The organism is Vibrio gigantis (assembly GCF_024347515.1).
Lineage (GTDB): Bacteria > Pseudomonadota > Gammaproteobacteria > Enterobacterales > Vibrionaceae > Vibrio > Vibrio gigantis.
The window spans coordinates 124706-142993 of record NZ_AP025493.1; the positions used below are offsets into that span (position 1 = coordinate 124706).

Sequence of the window (18288 nt, forward strand, 5' to 3'; positions counted from 1 at the left end):
TACCACTATGATCAAGAAGAGTTTAGCGACAGCGGTTGCTTTAGTTATTTCAACGTCCGCATTGTTATCAACATCTGCAATGGCAGCTAACAGCGTCCAAGCCACTGTTGATGCACCTGCACAGAACATTAATCAAGTGCTTGAAATGACGGACACTCAAACACGCATTCAGCAGTTGTCTTACATGGCACAAGATAAGAATCAGTCTATTGAAAACCGCACAGCAGCTTTGCAAGAATTGACTTCATACCCAAGCCAAAATGCGCTGGTGGCCGTTGCAAGAGGCTTGAAAGACCAAGATCCTGAAGTACGCGAAGCTGCGGTTATTGGCTCTGAACCATATCAACTGGAACACCGTTGGGCGTTGGTTTCTCCTTTGCTTAAAGACAGCGATACCATGGTTCGCCACACAGCGACATCGAATTTAGTTCGTGATTTCAACACCCTAGATGATGCGCAAAAAGCGGAAATTGAACCAGCGGTAAAAGAGCTGATCACTTTCTTGGAAACGCAAGAATCTGAGAAGTTTCAGTTACTGTTTGCAGATGTGCTACGTTGGCACAATGAGTGGGAAAAGGCGGAAACGGTTTATTTAGAGCTGATTAAAACGCATCAAAATGATCCTCAAGTTTGGTTGAGTTACGCAGACAACTTCCGAGCTCAGAAGAAAGACCAACAAGCGGTTGAAGTGTTAGATCGCGGTTTAGCGAATGTGCCGGACAATGCGGCTTTGCATTATTCTAAGTCGTTGACTCTGGTTCGCCTGGAAGACAAAGGTGCTGCTGCAAAAGAGATTGAAGTGGCTGCTGAATTAGCGAAAGACAACAGCTATTACTGGTACCTAAACGGGGTATTACAAGAAGAGCTAGATATCGACAAATCGACGAAATCGTTTGAGAAAGCGTATTTGATCTCTGGTTCTCCAGAGCAACTTTACGCTGTATGCGATATTTACGTCCGTTACGGCAATGAAAAAACGGATGAATGTTTGATTGAGCTAAGTAAAGTCGCGCCTGACTATGTGATTGAACAGCTGAAAGAGAAACGAGTAGCGCCAAGTTCGTAGTGGTTGCATTAATCGATAAGCAAAAATGAGTTATTGAAAAGCCAGTCGAAACGTTCGACTGGCTTTTTGCATTTGGAAATGATTTTAAAATGTGTGGTTAGAACAAGATACAAATCAGAGGTGTAATAATGGGTGGGTTAAGCTACTCACCCGTAAAACATCTATTCACCCATAGAACTGGATGCGCGACGCCTGTCTGTTGCGCCATAAAGTTTTCCATCTTTGATTTCAATGGCGTTTAAGCCACTGACGACAGGAATGACATGCACTGGGTAACCAAGCTGCATGAAATCTGGAACTAACATTTCTGCGTATGTTTTCTTTTCGACCAAAAGACCTGTTGGGTCATAAGGCTTGGTACGATCTATCTTGGTGCCGTATTGAATGTTTGGCAGGTCAATCGCTTCTTGCGCTGATAGATCCCAATCTAGAACACCCACCACGGTTTTTAACACGTACCCAGGAATTTGTGAGCTCCCCGGAGAGCCCACAACCAAACGTAGGTCATCTTGCTTATCCATCACCATTAATGGTGTTATTGCCGAGCGAGGGCGCTTGCCTGCTTCAATTGCATTTTGGCTTGGTTTGCCTTTGATGGTTGGTTTGGTAGAAAAGTTAGCCATTTGCGCATTCAAAATCACACCGTCTACCATCACGCCAGAGCCCATTCCTGTACCGACTGTGCTGGTCATTGCTATCGCATTGCCCTCTTTGTCGATGATGGAGATGTGTCCGGTGTCCTTGCTCTCAAAGCCTTGGTGTTGCGCGTAGTCAGTATCCGAAATCTTCCCAGCTTTTGGGTTTGACTGAGCGATGCCATTTTCTGGAATCAGTTGGCGTCGCTTATCAATGTAAGATTTATCTAGAAGGGCACTTATGGGCGTTTCCACATAATCAGGATCGCCAGCATAAGTAATACGATCGGCTTTAGCGATTCTCATCGCTTCTGTCATCAAGCGCCATGGTTCTGCATCAGTTTTCGACATGTTTGCCAAATCATACGCTTCTAGCATTTCTAGGCTTTGCGCTACCATCACGCCACCAGAGGCAGGGTAACCAAAGGATACAATCTTGTTACCACGATAGTCGCTCTCAATGACGTCACGCTTTTTGATTTGGTATTGCTCAAAGTCTTCAATGGTTAATTTAGCGTGGCCTGAACCGATGCGACTGTTGACCGTCTCGACAATGTTCTTACCAAACTCACCGCCATAAAGGTATTTGTCACCTTGTTGAGCAATATTGGTCAACGTATTGGTAAGCTTTGGATTGGTCATCAACGTGCCTGTCGGTTTGATTTCATCGTTATCCCAGTAGAGCGCTTTGATTTCTGGGTCTTCAATCAAACGAGTTTGCTCACGGACTATAATGTCATACGTATAGCTATTCATCGCATAACCTTTACTTGCCAGGTCGATAGCAGGCTGAACTAACTCAGACCAAGGCAGCTTCCCATACTCTTGGTGGGTGCTGTAGAGCAGGCGAAGTGTGCCAGGTACTGCGACCGAACGCGGGCCTAAAATTTCATTTCGACTCAGTGGCTTGCCGTTTTCCATGAACATGCCGGGTGTAGCGCTTGAAGGTGCCTCATCTCGTCCATCAAGAGCGAGAAACTGGTCTTTATCATGCTGATAAAACAAAGCAAACGTTCCGCCACCGATCCCGGTCATGTCGGGCTCGACGACCGACATGGTCATTTGCATCGCCACCATGGCGTCGATGGCATTACCGCCTTGTTTCAGTATCGAATAGCCAGTGCTGCTTACGTATGGGTTCGTCGCGCTGACCATGAATTTATCACCTTCAGTATTCGGCATGACTGGGAAAGGGCTGGGCTCAGCAGCAAAACCCACCGCTGAAACCAAGCTTAAAGATAAAGTTGCTATACGCATGCGTTCTCCATTTAAAGGTTCAATTTAGTCGCTCCAAGGTTGACTGAATAAAAAAGAGTAAGTTCGTGAGCCTGCTACCTTCTTACACAAACCTGACGGTGTTGACAGGGTTATTAAATTGTAGGGCATGTGGAGAATTTAGTTATTGGGGGCGTTTGAATAAGCGTGTTTTGATATTTTTCAACTCGACATTAAGCCCATGGAACACGTGCATTGAAATATAGTGAGCGAGTATAAATCCTAATTAACATTTGGTTTTAAACAGGTTGGTAAGTTTGGAATTAAGCCCTATTTAATAAAGTTAAAAATTAAAGCTTATGATTTATATGGTTATTTTTCAGGCTGATACAATCTATAAACAATATTTACATATTTATCACTATTTTTGTATTGACCGATTGAATAACTGGTCAGATCTGTTATTGTGCGAAAAAATACTAGTGCGGTTTGTCATACTGTTTAGCAAGGAAGCTTATGTTTACACTATCGATTAAGAATCGAATTTTGGCGTTATGTTTAGTTTCGTTAGTAGGGTTTATTAGTATTCTATTTGTCGGTGGGGATACACTGACTAGCAACACTAAGCAGGTTAATCGGATTGACCAAGTCACTTATCCCGTCATGAATGCGGCGTCTTTAAACAGTGTGTTGATCTCCCAGTTGGCGGAGCGTTTTAACTTAGCTGTAACGCTTGGCGATGAAGAAATTTTGGAAATGAACAAGCAAACTCTTGCTGCGATTCAAAGTAACTTTAATATTCAAATCACGCTGGATCCTTCTCTGCAGAGTGAATCGACACTTCTGCAAAATAAGACTAATCAATATTTTGAACTTGCTTACCAAATTGCCCAAGGAATGATCGATGAGGAGATCAGCCTTAGTGAGGCTGGTCGTTTGGCAAAAGAAAGTACAGCTATTTTGGATGAGCTAACCTTAGGCATGCTTGAGTTTGGTGCAGACCGACAGTCTGAGTTCGAGAATGCAGTGGAAGATTTAGAAGCCAATAACAAACAGGCTAACCAGATCATGAGCATTTCTGGCGCTGTGGCGATGCTTGCAATGTGTGTCTTCGGATGGTTAGTCGTAAGAGGAATTCGAGCGGATCTGGCAAACATTAGCGATAAGATGCACGATATCGCTGAGGGTGATGGAGATCTTACTGTGCGTCTTCAGCACGAGAAAAATGACGAACTTAAGCCTCTGGTGGAGTCATTTAATAGCTTCGTGTCTCACCTACAACAGAACGTAACTCACACTATAGACAATGTTACTCAATTGGACTCTATCTCTGGTTCTCTCGTTAAGTCGAGCCAAGCCACAAGTGAGCTTTCCACTAAGCAACACCTTTCAATTGAAGAAGTCTCAAGTTCATTAAACCAACTGTTTCTTGCGGCTCGAGAGATTGCAACGAATGCAAATGATGCGTCGTCTTCTGCCTCTAGTGCAAGCGAACAAGCAAGCTTAGGGGAGCAGCAAGTTGAAAGCACGATTCTTGCGGTGAAAGAACTGACGAACGATGTCGGCAATGCATCGGAAGTTGTGAAGCAGTTGAACGACAACACTCAGAGTGCAGGCTCAATTTTAGAATCGATCAGTGCGATTGCAGAACAAACTAACCTCTTAGCACTTAATGCGGCAATTGAAGCTGCACGAGCAGGAGAGCAAGGTCGAGGTTTCGCGGTTGTAGCTGACGAAGTCCGAACGTTAGCGTCAAGAACACAAACCTCTACCCAAGAAATTCAGTCAGTACTTTTACAGCTACAAGAGCAAGCGCAAACAGCCTCTACCATCATTTCTGAAAGCGTTGTTAAAGCTGAAGATTGTGTAGAGAAGTTCCTAGTCGCTGAAGGATCGCTGCAAAGAATTACATCAGATGTCACCGAAATCAGCCAACGAAACGAAAGTATTGCTGCCGCGACGGAGCAGCAAGAACAAACCTCGACTCGTATAGAAACCTTTGTAGAAGAGATTCGAAAAATGGCGGAAGGTACCAGCAACAGTGTAAAACAGGTTGATACTGTGGCTCATGATATCCAAGAAGTTACTCGTAATATATCCACATTAACTGGCCACTTTAAGGTGAGTTAAGCCCCCGAGAATCATTCCTTCTCTCTTTATGGCTATGCCTCAAGGAGGGCGGGAGTATGCCCAAAATTTGGGTTAATTACATAAAAACAAGAAACAACATAACAAATTGGAGTTAGTTATGAAGAAGACAGTGGTTGCTGCCCTAGTAAGTATGGCGTTTGGAGCAAATGCTGCAAATATGGATAACCTTCGTATTAGCGGGTTTGGTTCTGTAGGTATCGGTAAGTCAGATAACGCAATCGGTTATGCAGGCTACACGGATGAAAAATTAGATTGGGAGCAAGAAACACTAGCGGGCTTGCAGTTTGATTTTCAGGTTAACGAGCGAGCGAAGTTCGTGACGCAAATAGTCGCAAATAGCCGTTATGACTATGACCCAAAAATTGAAATGGCTTACGCCTCTTATGATTTTGATTCATTTACTGCTCGTGCAGGTAAGCTGCGTCTACCTCTGTTCTTCTATTCTGACTACACCGATCTTGGCTATGCGTACCCTATGATTCGACCTTCTCAAGAGTTGTACGAAAACATTGTTTTGAAGGGCTATACGGGAGCTGATTTATTGATTCCGATTGAACTTGAAGATTCAAGTATTCTTCTGCAGCCATTGGTTGGTGTTGGCACGATTGACGAAGAGGATTCAATTGTTGGTGAAGTTAAACTGGATCAATTGTTTGGTTTGAGTGCGAACTGGAACGTCGATGATTTTACTTTCCGTGGTTCTTATTTGGTTGCGGAATCGAATCCGTCTTGTGATTTCCAGAACCCACAATCTAGCCCTTACTGCCAGTTAGGTGCTTTACTTGACAGCCAAGACGGTCAGTTTATCTCTCTGGGTGCGCAATATGACAACGGTGATCTACTTGTTAACGTAGAAGCCGCTGACGTTCAAATTGAAGGTCAATTCTACGACTATCAATCGGTTTCTGGCTTGGTTGGTTACCGAATCAATGAGTTTACGCCTTACCTTTCGGTTAGCTGGGTTGAAACCACCGATAACGATGAACGTGAAAATATGACGATAACGGCAGTTAAAGAGTCGATGAATTACGAGCGTATCTCTTACTCTATCGGTAACCGCTGGGACTTTGCTAAGAATATGTCGTTAAAGGCTGACGTTACTTACGTGGATTACCGCGATACGAGTGGTGGTTTCCAAACCAATGTTGAGATGTCTGCCGTCAACCCATTTATGGCGACAGGCAATTACCTTGAAGACAGCTCAGTTGTCTATTCAGCACGTCTTGATTTCGTATTTTAAGGAGGCCACATGAAAAGTTTACTGACAGCAATAACCATAGCGGTTCTTTCATTTAATGCTTCTGCAGGCATGGTCGTTATTGGTAACAATGCAGGTGTTGATTCATTATCAAAATCTGATGTTAAAAAGCTCTTTATGGGTAAAAAGAGCAAGTTATCAAATGGTACGAAAGCACAAATCGTCGAACTGACTGATGGTTCTGAGGGGCGACTAGCCTTTCACGAGGTAGCAACAGGACGCAGTGAATCGCAGCTTCAATCTGCTTGGTCAAGGCTAGTCTTCACAGGTAAAGCAGAAGCGCCAATTCAGGTCGTAGATTATAGCGAAGCCATCACAACGGTAGCGTCGAAAACCAACGCTATTGGTTACGTTGATGAGTCTGCACTGACGGGGGATGTAAAAGTGCTGTTTAAGTACTAAATCAGCTTCTGATTGATGATAAAAAGCCCAAGGCAAAGATGTTGCCTTGGGCTTTTCGTTTCACTGAGCATACGTTTTCGTGGTAGAGGTTAGAACACGAAACTCAGCATGATGGTATAGAGCACTGCATCTTTATCATCAAAGCCTGTTGGTGTGAAGTCTTCAATAAAGGCGCCGTTTGTCTTACGTGCTTCAAAATACTGCACTTCACCATTGATGGATACGTTAGGCAGCACATCGTAATCGACACCAATCAAATAACTGTTCCCGGCTAAGTGCTCGTTAGAATCAAACTCTGCACCGTAAACAACGTAAGGAGTGAAAGAGTTGAGTCTATAGCCCAAACTTGCATACATCGATGATGAGAAATCACTTATTTGTCCTTCACTAGTCAGCACAGCTTGACCAAATTCGTACTCGGCCCCGAGCGACCAAAGTTGGATATGTTGGTTATCTAGCTCTGTTGTGTATGGTGTAGGGACCCCAGGTATTGTAGTGCTAACCGTTTGATCGAAGGTTGAATCTAAGAAAGATAGGTTCCAACGATAGCTTTCGCCGCTAAGTTGTAGGTTGGCACCGAACATGCGGTTGGTTTCAAATTCTAGATCTGTACTCGAATTGAACTCGACTTCATTTTTGTCTTTTACGCCGTAGAACGGAGAGATCAATAGAGTCGCTTCATCACTGACGTCGTGTGTCCAACTGACCTTGATACCATTGAATGCGGTGATGCCTAGGACTGCGTTATAAACCTCTGTTGGAGGCCTAGCGGTCATGTAGGCTTGGCCAACGTAATAGTATTCAGAGGCAAGAAATAGAGGGATCCTTAAGCGTCCGATGTTGACATCAAAATCATCAAACTCATAGCCGAGGTAAGCCCATTCTAGCTGTGGGTCACTCCACTCAAATTGTGGTGCTTTCACTACTTGCACAGATGCTTTAAATGAGTCGTAGAAATAATCGAGCTGGACACCAAACGTGGTATCACAGTCATAACAGTTTTCATCAGTAAAACCGCGGTTAATGATTAGTGGATTGTCGTTATCTGATTTAGCCCAAGATGTTGAGCCAAATCCACTTAATGACAAGCTATCGGTAAGTTCAATAATTGCAAAAGCCGGAGAGGCAATTGAAGCACATAGCACTGACGTAATTATCTTTTTCATGTTATTTCTCCGAGCTTACAACGTAGAGAACGTTGGCATTTTCAGGAACTGAAGAGAGGGGAGAGTATCCGATACGATTAGGTTTAGCGTTAAGCCAGTCAACTAAGCTATCGGTAGAGGCTGACTTAATTTCTCTCGGGTAACGCGCTTTACCGGAAAAGGATAAGCCGGCCCAGTGAGCGTTCATTTGAGCGGCGTTCTTTCCTAATAAAAGTTGATAAAACGCCTCTCTTTCGGCGCTGTTTTCAGGCCAATCTGATAGTTCTACACGTTTGCCGTTAAGACGTTTAGTTTTTCCTCGATATAGCTTTCTTGCTTTGTTTATAGAGATCGCTTCAAACTCTGTGTCTAAAGAGAATATGGCGTAGTCTTCCGCTGCATGAGCTGGGCTAACAAGAAGTAGACTTCCTAGTAGCCCTAGTACTGCGATGAACGCAGCTCTGCACTGGAGTGTTTGTATTGTTTTCTTCCAACCCATTGGTTTCTCCTAGCAAGTCGCGCTTTCAATTTGATGGAATAGTTTTTCTTTTCTTACGGGCTTCGCAACGTAACCATTCATTCCCGAATCAAAGCACTTTTGAATATCATCATCAATTACACTAGCGGTTAACGCGATGATAGGAGTCTTTGTTAAGCCTAGGTTTTTCTCGTGTTCTCTAATCTCCCTGGCTGCGGTGAAACCATCCATCACTGGCATCATGCAGTCCATTAAAATAATGTCGAAGCTACTGTCGTTCTGATACATATCAACGGCGATCTGTCCGTTGTCCGCAATTTCAAAGGTATATCCCCCTTTCTTAAGCATGACTGACGCCACTTTTTGGTTTACACGATTGTCTTCTACCAACAGAATCTTTTCAGACTTGCTTGGTACTGGCTTTTCTTGATGCTCCTCCGGCAGCGTAGCTTTAGCCGCTTGAATTGTAGGGGCAGCATTATGAATAGGGGTAACGATTGAGTTTGTCGCTGGCGTTGTATTGTGTGTTGCCGGCAGTGGCATTGCTTCTACAGCTGCGAGCACTTTCTCCTTCAACATCTCGAACTTGAATGGTTTTGGCACGTAGTCGTCCATACCCACGTCAAAACATTTTTGGATATCATCATCAATTACACTGGCTGTTAACGCAATGATAGGGATGCGTCGTGATGCTTTGGTTTCTTTTTCTATACGGCGAATATTCGCAGTGGCTTCAAAGCCGTCCATTACTGGCATCATACAGTCCATCAAGATCGCAGCGTAATGTGGGTTTGCGGTAAACATGTCCACAGCTTCTTGACCGTTATTCGCAAACTCAAATTCAAATCCACTTTTTCCAACATGAAGTCCAGCAATCTTCTGGTTGATCTTGTTGTCTTCAACGATGAGGATTTTATGTTGAATCGTCATCGCTTGTTGGTTGGTTTCTGATAGCTCCGCTAAGCCCTGTGTATCACAAAGCTCTATCGCTTTTATCAAGCGTAAACCGAGTAGAGGTTGGGATACTTGAGCTGTAACGCAGTTGCCAATGTCGGAAGGGTCACTTAGGAATGAACGAATTAAACAAATTGTCGCGCCGCTTTTGTGGAGCTTATCTAGGTTGTCCGAATAGGCACTCGCTTGGAATGAATCGTCTTCAGCAAAAATGACGGTAATTGGCTTGTCGTGTTTTTTCGCTGAGATTTGCTCAATGATGGTATCTGCACTGTTCGTTTGTTGAGTTACTTTCAAACCATACAGGTTAAGGTCGCTTTCTATGCGCTCCGAAAGCATGTTCTCGTTACCTAGAATGTAGATGTTTGCCGATGCGGTGCTTGGTTTTGGAAGTGGCAAATCAACAGGGAGTGCTAGATCGAAGTAGAAACAACTGCCTTCCCCTTTTACTGAATCGAGTTGAATCTGGCCGCCCATGAGCTCTACAAGTTGAGTACTGATAGCAAGACCAAGACCTGTACCACCGAACTGTCTGGTCGTTGAATCATCTTCTTGAGCGAACGGTTCGAATATTTGTTTCTGTTGCTGTTTGTCGATACCAATACCGGTATCGCGCACTGCGAATCGAATGGTGACATTGTCGTCAGACTGTTCGAGTGTCTTGATTGATAGCGTTACACCACCTTCGGCTGTGAATTTCACCGCGTTCGACATAAAGTTCATCAAGATCTGTCTTAAGCGGTGATCATCGATCATGACACGTGCAGGGGTGTTGGGGCTGATTTCGACGTTGACTGATATTTTCTGCTCTTTGGCTTTAGGCGCAACAATCGATGCGATGTCATAAATGGATTCTCGAATTGACGCTGAATGTGGGCTGATCAACAACATGCCAGATTCGATCTTAGAGAAGTCTAAAATGTCGTTGATAAGGCTTAGAAGAAGCTGGGATGAGGTCTCAATGGTATCGACGTAATCTCGTTGGGTTGGTGTCAGCGGTGTATCTGACAGGATTTCTGAGATGCCGATAACCCCGTTCAATGGGGTACGAATTTCGTGTGACATGTTAGCCAAGAAGCTACTTTTGGCCTTGCTGGCTTGTATCGCGTGGTCCTTCGCTTCTTCCGCGTCTTCTTTGGCGCGCTCTGCGTCTTCTTTAGCAAGCGTTAACCTTTCCTTAGCATGTTCTCTTTCAATGGTTAGCCGTTCAACTTGTTGAGCAAATAGGCTGAGTTCGTCTTTACCCTGAATGAGTTTGTCTAAAGAAGGGCGTGTTTCATCGTTTTCACTCTTCAAGAACTTAAGTATCAAGCCTAGGTTGTTGGTTACTTGTCTCGCTAAGCTTAGGGTTAACCCCATGACAATAGTAGCGAGTAGGGCAACGATGAAGATAAACAGTGTTCGTTGTACTTGCGCGTCTGAGATCGCTTGCTCAACTTCTTGTTGGAACTCTTGCTTGATAACAGTGCCAAGGTTTTGTAATAAGCTGAGTCGAGCACTCATCGCTTCTAACCCAATAGAAACCTCTTGAGGCGTCAGTTGGTTGATGGCGTTTAGATCAAGTAGTGCGTTTCTGATCTCTTGGCTCTGAGCAAACACATCATTTCTAAACACCTCAACCATCAGTGACACTTGATGTTCGTTGGCATTCAGCGACACAAAGCGTTCGAGGAATAGTTGTTGTCTTTCACTCAGTGTCTCAATTTGCTCAGCAAGTTCTGGGTCGTACTCTTGGCTAGTTTGGAATATCTCAATCAGTGAGGTACCCAGTTTGAACTCTTCGTTCGACCAGAACATCAACCATTCGAGTTGTTGTAAGGCGGTGAGGTGTTGTTGAATTTCACGCTTGGTATTTTCGAATGGGACTTTTTCTATCTCAAGCAACAGCTGCTTGTATAAATCACTCTGCCATTCAAGAGCGTCCAACTTGTCGTAAGTGTCCGTTGCTTCCATCGTGGATAGGGTCGCTTCACTGAAGTCCGCCACCAGTTGATTCATATCATCCGAAGCGTCTAAAAAAATGATGGGTGACAGTGTTTTTAATTCTGCCTTTACCTGACCGCTTTGCGTCGCAAACTCTTCAGGGCTAGAAGCCAGAGTACTCCGATATAAAACCGAAATATCTTGCAGATACACAGATAACTGATTGGTTCGTTCAAAATCGTTTAACTGGGTCGTTAAGATATAAGCTTGTCTGCCAGCAAGGAAGAGCAGTAGTGAAATGGGAAGTAGAACTAAGCCAAAGAGTTTATGTTTGACTGAAAGATTATTCCAGACCGTACGTGTCGACATATAAAAGTATCCGTCCAACTGTTTTCATATAAACGTAGAATAAAGTTGGCGATATGGAAACCCAGAAACAACAATTTTGGTAGAAGTGTGGGAGAGGTATAAGTTATTGTGATTACAACGCTTATTCTAAGATTGGTGAGCGTCCTTTTGTTTTGTACCATAAGGCAACCAGAACAAGAGAGTTGGTGTTAATATTCATTGATGAATTGATTCCTCCATTCGCATATTTTCCTGTCGGAATCCCCCTAAACTTTAAGCTACTTTCCAGTACATCTTCATAAAGCCGTTTGCTGAATTCATCTTCAAAGAGAACGCTGAACCCAAATGCCACTTTATTGCTGAGTATTTGTGGGTTTTCGATAGGCTGGCCGGATGGACTAACACTTGTCCAAGATTTTCCGTAGTAATACACGTTGTTGTAGGCGAACCAAGGGTTTTTATTCATTGCATCTTCAGCATAAGCCGAGAGGATATTTTGTTTCTCCCAGCGCTGTTTGTGGAGGTCATAAAAGGGAAGTAATTGGCTCCACTGACTATCACCGTATTCTATGGTCGACAAGACATAGGGATCGCTAGTAAGGAAGGGCACGTTTCTGCTATCGATAGCGATGGTGATATCGTCAATCTCAATGTTTTGAAGATATGTCTTTAAATCAGGTAGTGGCACATCAAACTGGAACATTTTGAAGCCCTGAGCTGCGTATTGTAGGTAGCCGTTTCTTCCTTCTTGTCGGTAATATTCTTTGCCTTTATATAGCTTAGTACCATAGAGCGTACCATCGCTTATCGCCTTATCAAGGCTCCAGCGATTTACTATTCTTTGAATATCGGCAATGAGCTCTGGATGCTGTTGTTCCAAGATTTTGAGCCAAACTAATAACCGTCCAATATCGAGTGCAGACCACCCATTTCCGTTACTTCGCGTATCGCTTAACCGACCAGAGGGCTTAGCTGACTTGGTGCTGTATTCTCGGTTAGGCAGTAAACCTTTATACAAAGGAATGGTATGCAGCGTCGTTAATGTTTTATTCAACTCATGGTGAGCTTGTGCTCTTGTTTTTAAACCTAGAGCTTCGAGCGCTAAGGTGGCCGCGATCCCACTTGCAACATCCCACATTGTTGTGTGTGGATAGCCTTGTACTGAATTCCAAAGCCCGGTTTTGTTATTGAAGTTCCTTTGAATATAATATTCCGCTTTTTTCGCTAGCAGTAATTCATTTCGGCTTAATGGAATTGGGGAGGAGCTTTTTGATAGCGTGCTTGCCGTATCTTGACTAATTAATGCAGCAGGATGAACATCGATGTCAGTGTACTCTTGAACATCTACTGTATTTTCGGATATTGGCGGAGCGATAACTCGACGGTAGTACTTAGGTTCGTCAATCTCTTGGTCTTCATCCATACCTGGAGTGCTGGCAGGGGTGATAACGCCTCTTTTCCCATAAAAACTAACCTCTTCGTCCGCAAATACTTCCCATTGTTGAGTGAAGATTGAAGTCGCAAACAATAGACAAGTAAAACGGACGTTTCCTTTCGTGATTAGCTTCAATGCAACTCCGTGCTTATTGTTATGGTTAAGCTAATGATAATACAACTTATTGCATCGTATCAGAGGAATTACGAAAAATGTGAATATAGGTGTTGGTGATAATTTAAACAATTAACTTGTTTGATCTAACAATACGCTGTTAAACTGTAAGCATAACAACGGACAGAACTGGCTAGATGGATTTTGATTTAGTTAGGAAAAGATTGTTATGTTTAAATTTTATGATTTCATCCGCGACATGGGCCTTCCGGTTCCTGAGCATATTTCCCCTGAAAATTCTTGTTTGATTCAGCATCGCTATCTTAAAGAGCGTTATCAGATAGAAGAATCGTCAAAAGAACGCATTTTCCATTACTTAACATCAAATGTATTAAAGCGTCAAAACTTCGGTGATGTCGGAGACGCTCAAGCCGTTATTGCTTTTTCGTTTGGTGATAGTGATTGTGTTAATCAGCAGTTAGCGAACCATGTGGCGCTATTTTACCATTTGAATCCTTTGGCCTTTTGTTACGTGCAACAGGAGATAGCGAAGCATTTGCATCAAATTCCTTATGTACCGATAAAGAATGACCTTTATCAAACGACTGCGGATGTGGCAAAAAAGGCACGCGAAGATTTAGGGAAAGTTAAAGTTGCCGTTGTTGCACAGTCCTGGCATGCACAGCGCTGTATTGAAACTTGCGAATCTTTGGGCTTTACGGTCGTTGCTCTGAAAGTGTCTGATGGTTTTCCTTCACAAGATCCTCAGCCTTGGGTCCGAAACCCAATTAATTGGATAATAAAAGAAAGTCATAGAGAAGTTGCGACAGGCTATGAGGTGAGCGAGCAATTTAATCTCATTTAACTCAGGTGTTTATAAAATCAGATGAGATTCCAACTACAAATGAGGTTGATATGGTTTTGTCCGATAACGTTTTAAGGATCAATATCTAAGCTTTTAAAAAATTGTATTTAGGCTGTTAAAAACTTGTCTATACTCACTCTATAATAATATGCAACTAGGTGAGTCTGGCTATATGGAAGAGATGACACGGAGTCCTTTTCGAACTGTGAAGAGGGAAGCGTTGGCCGCAGTTGGTTTTAGCATGGGGATCAATTTATTGGTACTCGCTGTGCCTATATACAGTTTACAGCTTTTTGATCGAGTGATGAGTAGTGCAAGCTTGGAAACCCTGCTGGCATTATTGGGTATTACTCTATTTTTGGTCACTTCCCAGTCGGCTCTTGAGTACATTCGAACTCTTTTGATGCAACGTTCTGCGCTTAAATTGGACACACAGCTTAGTGGTCAGTTACTGGATTTAAGTATATCGACATCATCGCAATCAAATAGCATTGATAAGCAGCCGCTTCACGATCTTACAACACTGCGTAACTTTCTCGCTTCTCCCTCAACATCTTCAATTCTCGATTTACCATTCACACCGTTCTTCCTAATTCTGTTGTTTTTTCTACACCCATATATCGGGTTCGTTGCACTCACTGGCGTGATCATTTTTTCATTGCTTACCTTTGCAATGATGCTCGGAGGTAGAAAGGTCAGCGGTATGGCTCAAGAAGAGACGGGCAAAGTCGCCATGGAGCTCAACGACTTTCTTCGTAATGCGCCGACACTGAAGGCCATGGGCATGAGCCAAAACATAGGAAAAGTTTGGGAAGAAAAAAACAACCACGTCCTCAGTTTGCAATGGTTAGTAAACGCCAGAGTTGGCTTGTTACTCGCGGTTAGTCGCTATTTTAGAACCTTATTGCAGGTGGTCATACTCACACTCGGTGTTTATTTAGCACTGCAACAGCAAGTGGGTCTTGGTGCCGTTATCGCGAGCTCAATTCTGATTGGCCGAGTGGTCAGCCCTTTTGAAAGTGCGGTTAGTGGATGGAAGTCTTGGTACAGCGCATTTCAATCGTGGCGAAGACTCAAACAGTGTGTATCTCTTAGCAAAACGAAAGCCAAAACGTTGTTACCACAGCCTAAAGGCGAAGTGCAATTTAACAACGTGAGCTTGAAATTTCCTGGAGCAAAAGCGCCGACTTTGCAGGGTATCAGTTTCAAGCTGGGTGCAGGTCAGGCTCTTGCAGTCATGGGGAACTCTGGGTCGGGTAAGTCAACTCTTGCAAGTTTACTGATGGGCATTCATAAAGCGAGCGTTGGCGATATCAAAATTGATGGCGCAACGGTTGAGAAATGGGATCAAAACCAATTCGGCCAATATATTGGTTATCTACCTCAGCATGTTGGATTACTTGCCGGAACGGTTAAACAAAATATTTCGCGATTTGCAGTGTGTAATGATGAAGATGTGGTTTCATCTGCAAAACTAGCGTGTATTCATGAGCTTATCATGGCACTTCCTGAAGGATACGATACCTATATTGGTGAAGGCGGGATTCTACTTTCCGGAGGTCAAAAACAACGTATTGGCCTTGCGAGAGCAATTTACTCAAACCCAAGGGTATTAGTATTGGATGAGCCGAATTCAAACCTTGACCCCGAAGGCGAAACCGCTCTGGCCATTGTTTTACAGCATTGCAAAGAACATAAAATTACCGTGGTAATGATCTCTCATCGACCGGGTTTCCTTCGTCAGATGGATTGGGTTATTAGTTTGAAAGAAGGGCGAGTTGAGAAAGCTGGAACATGTGAACAGTTCTTAGGGCTAAATGTGAACTCACAAGATAAGGCGGCCTCATTGAACAATGCCAACTCCCAGCCTAAGACTCACTCTCAAACTTCGAAGGTTTCGCCGAAGTCTCAAAATTCAGTACAAGGATAGGTGCAGAATATGGAAGGGAATTTCAGTACGCGAAAGCTCATTATATTAGGTTCGACTATCCTAATTTTGACTGTCGGAGGCTTCTTATTTTGGTCTATGACGATGTCATTAAGCTCTGCTTCTGTTGCTCACGGCAACTTAGTTGTTGAAAGTAAAAGGAAGCAGATTCAACACTTGCAGGGTGGTTGGGTTAAACGAGTTTTCGTGAAAGACGGCGAGAAAGTGAAAGTTGGCCAAGTGCTTATCGAGCTTTCTGATAGTAAGTCGGAATCTGACTACAAACGTTATTTATATCGAAACTTTTCTTTGATAGCGCAGCAAGCTCGGCTTGAGGCACTACTCAATGAATCTGAAGAGCCACAGTGGCCAGAAGTGTTGGTGAGCAATGAGGAGGAATCTTTAATTGTTATGCCAATCATCAATAGTGAATCTGTTCAGTTCGAGCAAGGCTTGTTACGGAAGCAATTAATTGATTCGCTATACACACAAAAGTCCACGTTATACCGAGAGAAAATTCAAGGTAACCAGTTCCAGAGAAAGGCCGTATCGTCTCAGCGAGATCTAATCAAGCAAGAGATTGATATGACCAAAGGCCTAGTGGCTAAAGGGTATGTATCTAAAACTCGTATGCTCGAATTGCAACGACACTATGCACGTATTGATGGTGAGCTGGCGGAAATCAAGGTTACGATTGATGTCGCTAAACGCGAACTCGAAACTTTGGAAGAAACCTATAAAAGTCAGTTGTTGGATTTGAAACGAGATTACTCACAGCAATTAAGAGCCGTAAACGATGAGGTTCGAGACATTAAACAAGTCATGAATACCTTGGAAGACGTTCGTTCAAGAATTCAGATTCGAAGTGAGTTTGATGGCCGTGTCGTTGGGTTAAATATTTCTAGCGTGGGTGGTGTTGTGCGTCCGGGGCAGGTTTTGATGGAAATTGTCCCTGAGAGTGATGAGCTGATTGTGGAAGCGATTGTCCCGCCAAGAGATATCGATATTGTTCGCTCCGGGCAGGACGCCAGAATACGCCTGACGGCTTACAGTGCAAGGCAAGTCCCGCCGATCTTGGGTGAAGTTATCCATGTTTCAGCGGATAGGGTCATTAAGGGAGGGGAGGCTTCACAAAGCGATCAGGGTTATCTCGTTAAAATACGATTTGACCGTGATGATCTTGAGGCGCTTCGTACTAAAAGTAACATTGAGCTGTACCCAGGCATGCTGACAGAAGTGTTGATCTTAGTGGAAGAAAGGACGCTATGGGATTACTTAATTGGCCCGCTAACGAGTGGAATGGCGAAAGCAATGAGGGAGGCATAATGGACGAATCTATGATGTTTTGGCTGAGTTTTTATTTCAGTTTCTTAGCTATGAGCACTTATGTTGGATTTAAAAAGAACAACCTAGTTGCTGGGGTTTTACTTGGGTATGTATTAGGTCCTATTGGATTTATGTTGCTATTACTGAGCTTTGACCGTAAGCAGGGGCGGTGTCCGCATTGCGCCGCTAAGATCGACCGCCAATCATACATCTGCCCGAGTTGCGAAGAGAAGTGCTACAAACAGGTAATTTAAGGAGGAGACAATGGATAAACAAACGACAGTTCTTTCAACGCTATTGGCTTCGACTTTACTTATTACTGGTTATCTTGGGTACCACAATTACAGTGCCTCAATACAGCTCAGTGAGGCGAGTGAAACTATAACGACGCTAAATAAAGTGATTGATGATTTGACGGATGAGATGGCAAACATGAACTACGTCAAAACAATGGATGATGAAACCTATGAAAGTCAGGTTGATGCTGCTGATAAAAAGCTTGTAGAAAAAGCGCTTGAAATCGAAGAGCTCTCCGCATTATTAGCGGTAACTAATGCTAAATTGGCGAAGGCGGAGAAATCAGCAAAGACTTATCGTTCTCGATATTTTTCAGAAAAAAATTCGGCAAAAAATGCCAAGCTTGCGATGAATCAAAAGCTTGAAAAAGAGAAAGTTGCATTAGAAAAACAAAACCAACAGGCGCTTGCATCCCAAATGTCAGAGCTTGAAGGAGAGTATTCAAAACAAGCACAAAAGGCTGAGACAGAAAAACGCGTTGATGAATTAATGACGGACTTTGCTGATTTAAGAGTCGATCTTGATATCGTGAATAAGTGCGACCGTAAGTATCTGGAGCGTTATGGTGAAGCAAAAAGTATGCTAAATCACATGCGAACGTATATTCAGCAATATGAATTAAGCCAAGAGTACTATTTCTTTGTGATTTCTAATGATGCGCAACTAACACGTAAAACGCGCGAAATCTGTATCGAAGGCTAGACAATTAGGTTTCTAGCGCTTTGTTAGTAGGCTAAGAGCCAAATTAA

At 43.4% G+C, this 18288-nt stretch carries 14 protein-coding genes; 9 read left to right on the top strand and 5 right to left on the bottom strand.

Annotated elements, in window-relative coordinates:
* Positions 1-7: 7 nt before the first annotated feature.
* Complete coding sequence (locus OCV56_RS16695) at positions 8-1066, top strand: HEAT repeat domain-containing protein (protein WP_086713845.1); 1059 nt, start codon at positions 8-10, stop codon at positions 1064-1066.
* 161 nt (positions 1067-1227) lie between these two features.
* Here OCV56_RS16695 and ggt read toward each other — a convergent pair whose 3' ends face one another.
* The gene (ggt, locus tag OCV56_RS16700) at positions 1228-2958 is read right to left on the bottom strand and encodes a gamma-glutamyltransferase (protein ID WP_086713846.1); all 1731 of its coding nucleotides are present in this window, start codon (positions 2956-2958) and stop codon (positions 1228-1230) included.
* A gap of 621 nt (positions 2959-3579) precedes the next feature.
* Between ggt and OCV56_RS16705 the strand changes: the two genes are divergently transcribed.
* The 3 genes from OCV56_RS16705 to OCV56_RS16715 all read left to right on the top strand — a co-directional run bounded on the left by OCV56_RS16705 (position 3580) and on the right by OCV56_RS16715 (position 6727).
* Positions 3580-5046, top strand: a complete 1467-nt coding sequence (locus OCV56_RS16705) for a methyl-accepting chemotaxis protein (RefSeq protein ID WP_086713975.1) — start codon at positions 3580-3582, stop codon at positions 5044-5046.
* A 118-nt stretch (positions 5047-5164) separates the two neighbouring features.
* Positions 5165-6307, top strand: coding sequence for a hypothetical protein (locus OCV56_RS16710; protein WP_086713847.1), 1143 nt, complete (start codon positions 5165-5167; stop codon positions 6305-6307).
* Between the two features lie 9 nt (positions 6308-6316).
* Positions 6317-6727 (top strand): phosphate ABC transporter substrate-binding protein, encoded by a 411-nt coding sequence (locus tag OCV56_RS16715; protein ID WP_086713848.1) that lies wholly within the window; start codon positions 6317-6319, stop codon positions 6725-6727.
* An 89-nt stretch (positions 6728-6816) separates the two neighbouring features.
* Here the strand turns inward: OCV56_RS16715 and OCV56_RS16720 are convergent, their stop codons facing one another.
* From OCV56_RS16720 to OCV56_RS16735, 4 genes are all read right to left on the bottom strand, one after another.
* Complete coding sequence (locus OCV56_RS16720; RefSeq protein ID WP_086713849.1) at positions 6817-7893, bottom strand: sulfate ABC transporter permease; 1077 nt, start codon at positions 7891-7893, stop codon at positions 6817-6819.
* Position 7894: 1 nt separating this feature from the next.
* Entirely contained in the window at positions 7895-8371 is a 477-nt protein-coding gene (locus OCV56_RS16725) for a hypothetical protein (RefSeq protein WP_086713850.1), read from the bottom strand.
* Between the two features lie 9 nt (positions 8372-8380).
* Positions 8381-11596, bottom strand: coding sequence for a response regulator (locus tag OCV56_RS16730; protein WP_086713851.1), 3216 nt, complete (start codon positions 11594-11596; stop codon positions 8381-8383).
* Positions 11597-11717: 121 nt separating this feature from the next.
* Positions 11718-13145, bottom strand: a complete 1428-nt coding sequence (locus OCV56_RS16735; RefSeq protein ID WP_228761178.1) for a DUF3131 domain-containing protein — start codon at positions 13143-13145, stop codon at positions 11718-11720.
* A 208-nt stretch (positions 13146-13353) separates the two neighbouring features.
* Here OCV56_RS16735 and OCV56_RS16740 point away from each other — a divergent pair, with 208 nt between their 5' ends.
* The 5 genes from OCV56_RS16740 to OCV56_RS16760 all read left to right on the top strand — a co-directional run bounded on the left by OCV56_RS16740 (position 13354) and on the right by OCV56_RS16760 (position 18241).
* Positions 13354-13989, top strand: a complete 636-nt coding sequence (locus OCV56_RS16740; RefSeq protein WP_086713852.1) for a hypothetical protein — start codon at positions 13354-13356, stop codon at positions 13987-13989.
* A 241-nt stretch (positions 13990-14230) separates the two neighbouring features.
* Positions 14231-15919, top strand: coding sequence for a type I secretion system permease/ATPase (locus OCV56_RS16745; RefSeq protein WP_228761177.1), 1689 nt, complete (start codon positions 14231-14233; stop codon positions 15917-15919).
* 9 nt (positions 15920-15928) lie between these two features.
* On the top strand, positions 15929-17242 hold the full coding sequence (locus tag OCV56_RS16750) for an HlyD family type I secretion periplasmic adaptor subunit (RefSeq protein ID WP_086713853.1): 1314 nt from the start codon (positions 15929-15931) through the stop codon (positions 17240-17242).
* A complete protein-coding gene (locus tag OCV56_RS16755) occupies positions 17242-17496 on the top strand; it encodes a hypothetical protein (protein ID WP_086713854.1) in 255 nt (84 codons plus the stop codon). The genes OCV56_RS16750 and OCV56_RS16755 overlap by 1 nt, the downstream gene beginning before the upstream one ends.
* A gap of 10 nt (positions 17497-17506) precedes the next feature.
* The gene (locus OCV56_RS16760; RefSeq protein ID WP_086713855.1) at positions 17507-18241 is read left to right on the top strand and encodes a hypothetical protein; all 735 of its coding nucleotides are present in this window, start codon (positions 17507-17509) and stop codon (positions 18239-18241) included.
* Positions 18242-18288 lie beyond the last annotated feature (47 nt).

Excerpts from the sequence above, each read along its gene's own strand:
- OCV56_RS16760 (WP_086713855.1), top strand. The coding sequence starts at position 17,507 with ATGGATAAACAAACGACAGTTCTTTCAACGCTATTGGCTTCGACTTTA.
- OCV56_RS16755 (WP_086713854.1), top strand. The coding sequence starts at position 17,242 with ATGGACGAATCTATGATGTTTTGGCTGAGTTTTTATTTCAGTTTCTTA.
- OCV56_RS16695 (WP_086713845.1), top strand. The coding sequence starts at position 8 with ATGATCAAGAAGAGTTTAGCGACAGCGGTTGCTTTAGTTATTTCAACG.
- OCV56_RS16745 (WP_228761177.1), top strand. The coding sequence starts at position 14,231 with ATGGGGATCAATTTATTGGTACTCGCTGTGCCTATATACAGTTTACAG.
- OCV56_RS16730 (WP_086713851.1), bottom strand. The coding sequence starts at position 11,596 with ATGTCGACACGTACGGTCTGGAATAATCTTTCAGTCAAACATAAACTC.
- OCV56_RS16715 (WP_086713848.1), top strand. The coding sequence starts at position 6,317 with ATGAAAAGTTTACTGACAGCAATAACCATAGCGGTTCTTTCATTTAAT.
- OCV56_RS16750 (WP_086713853.1), top strand. The coding sequence starts at position 15,929 with ATGGAAGGGAATTTCAGTACGCGAAAGCTCATTATATTAGGTTCGACT.
- OCV56_RS16710 (WP_086713847.1), top strand. The coding sequence starts at position 5,165 with ATGAAGAAGACAGTGGTTGCTGCCCTAGTAAGTATGGCGTTTGGAGCA.
- OCV56_RS16740 (WP_086713852.1), top strand. The coding sequence starts at position 13,354 with ATGTTTAAATTTTATGATTTCATCCGCGACATGGGCCTTCCGGTTCCT.
- OCV56_RS16725 (WP_086713850.1), bottom strand. The coding sequence starts at position 8,371 with ATGGGTTGGAAGAAAACAATACAAACACTCCAGTGCAGAGCTGCGTTC.
- OCV56_RS16720 (WP_086713849.1), bottom strand. The coding sequence starts at position 7,893 with ATGAAAAAGATAATTACGTCAGTGCTATGTGCTTCAATTGCCTCTCCG.
- OCV56_RS16705 (WP_086713975.1), top strand. The coding sequence starts at position 3,580 with ATGAATGCGGCGTCTTTAAACAGTGTGTTGATCTCCCAGTTGGCGGAG.
- ggt (WP_086713846.1), bottom strand. The coding sequence starts at position 2,958 with ATGCGTATAGCAACTTTATCTTTAAGCTTGGTTTCAGCGGTGGGTTTT.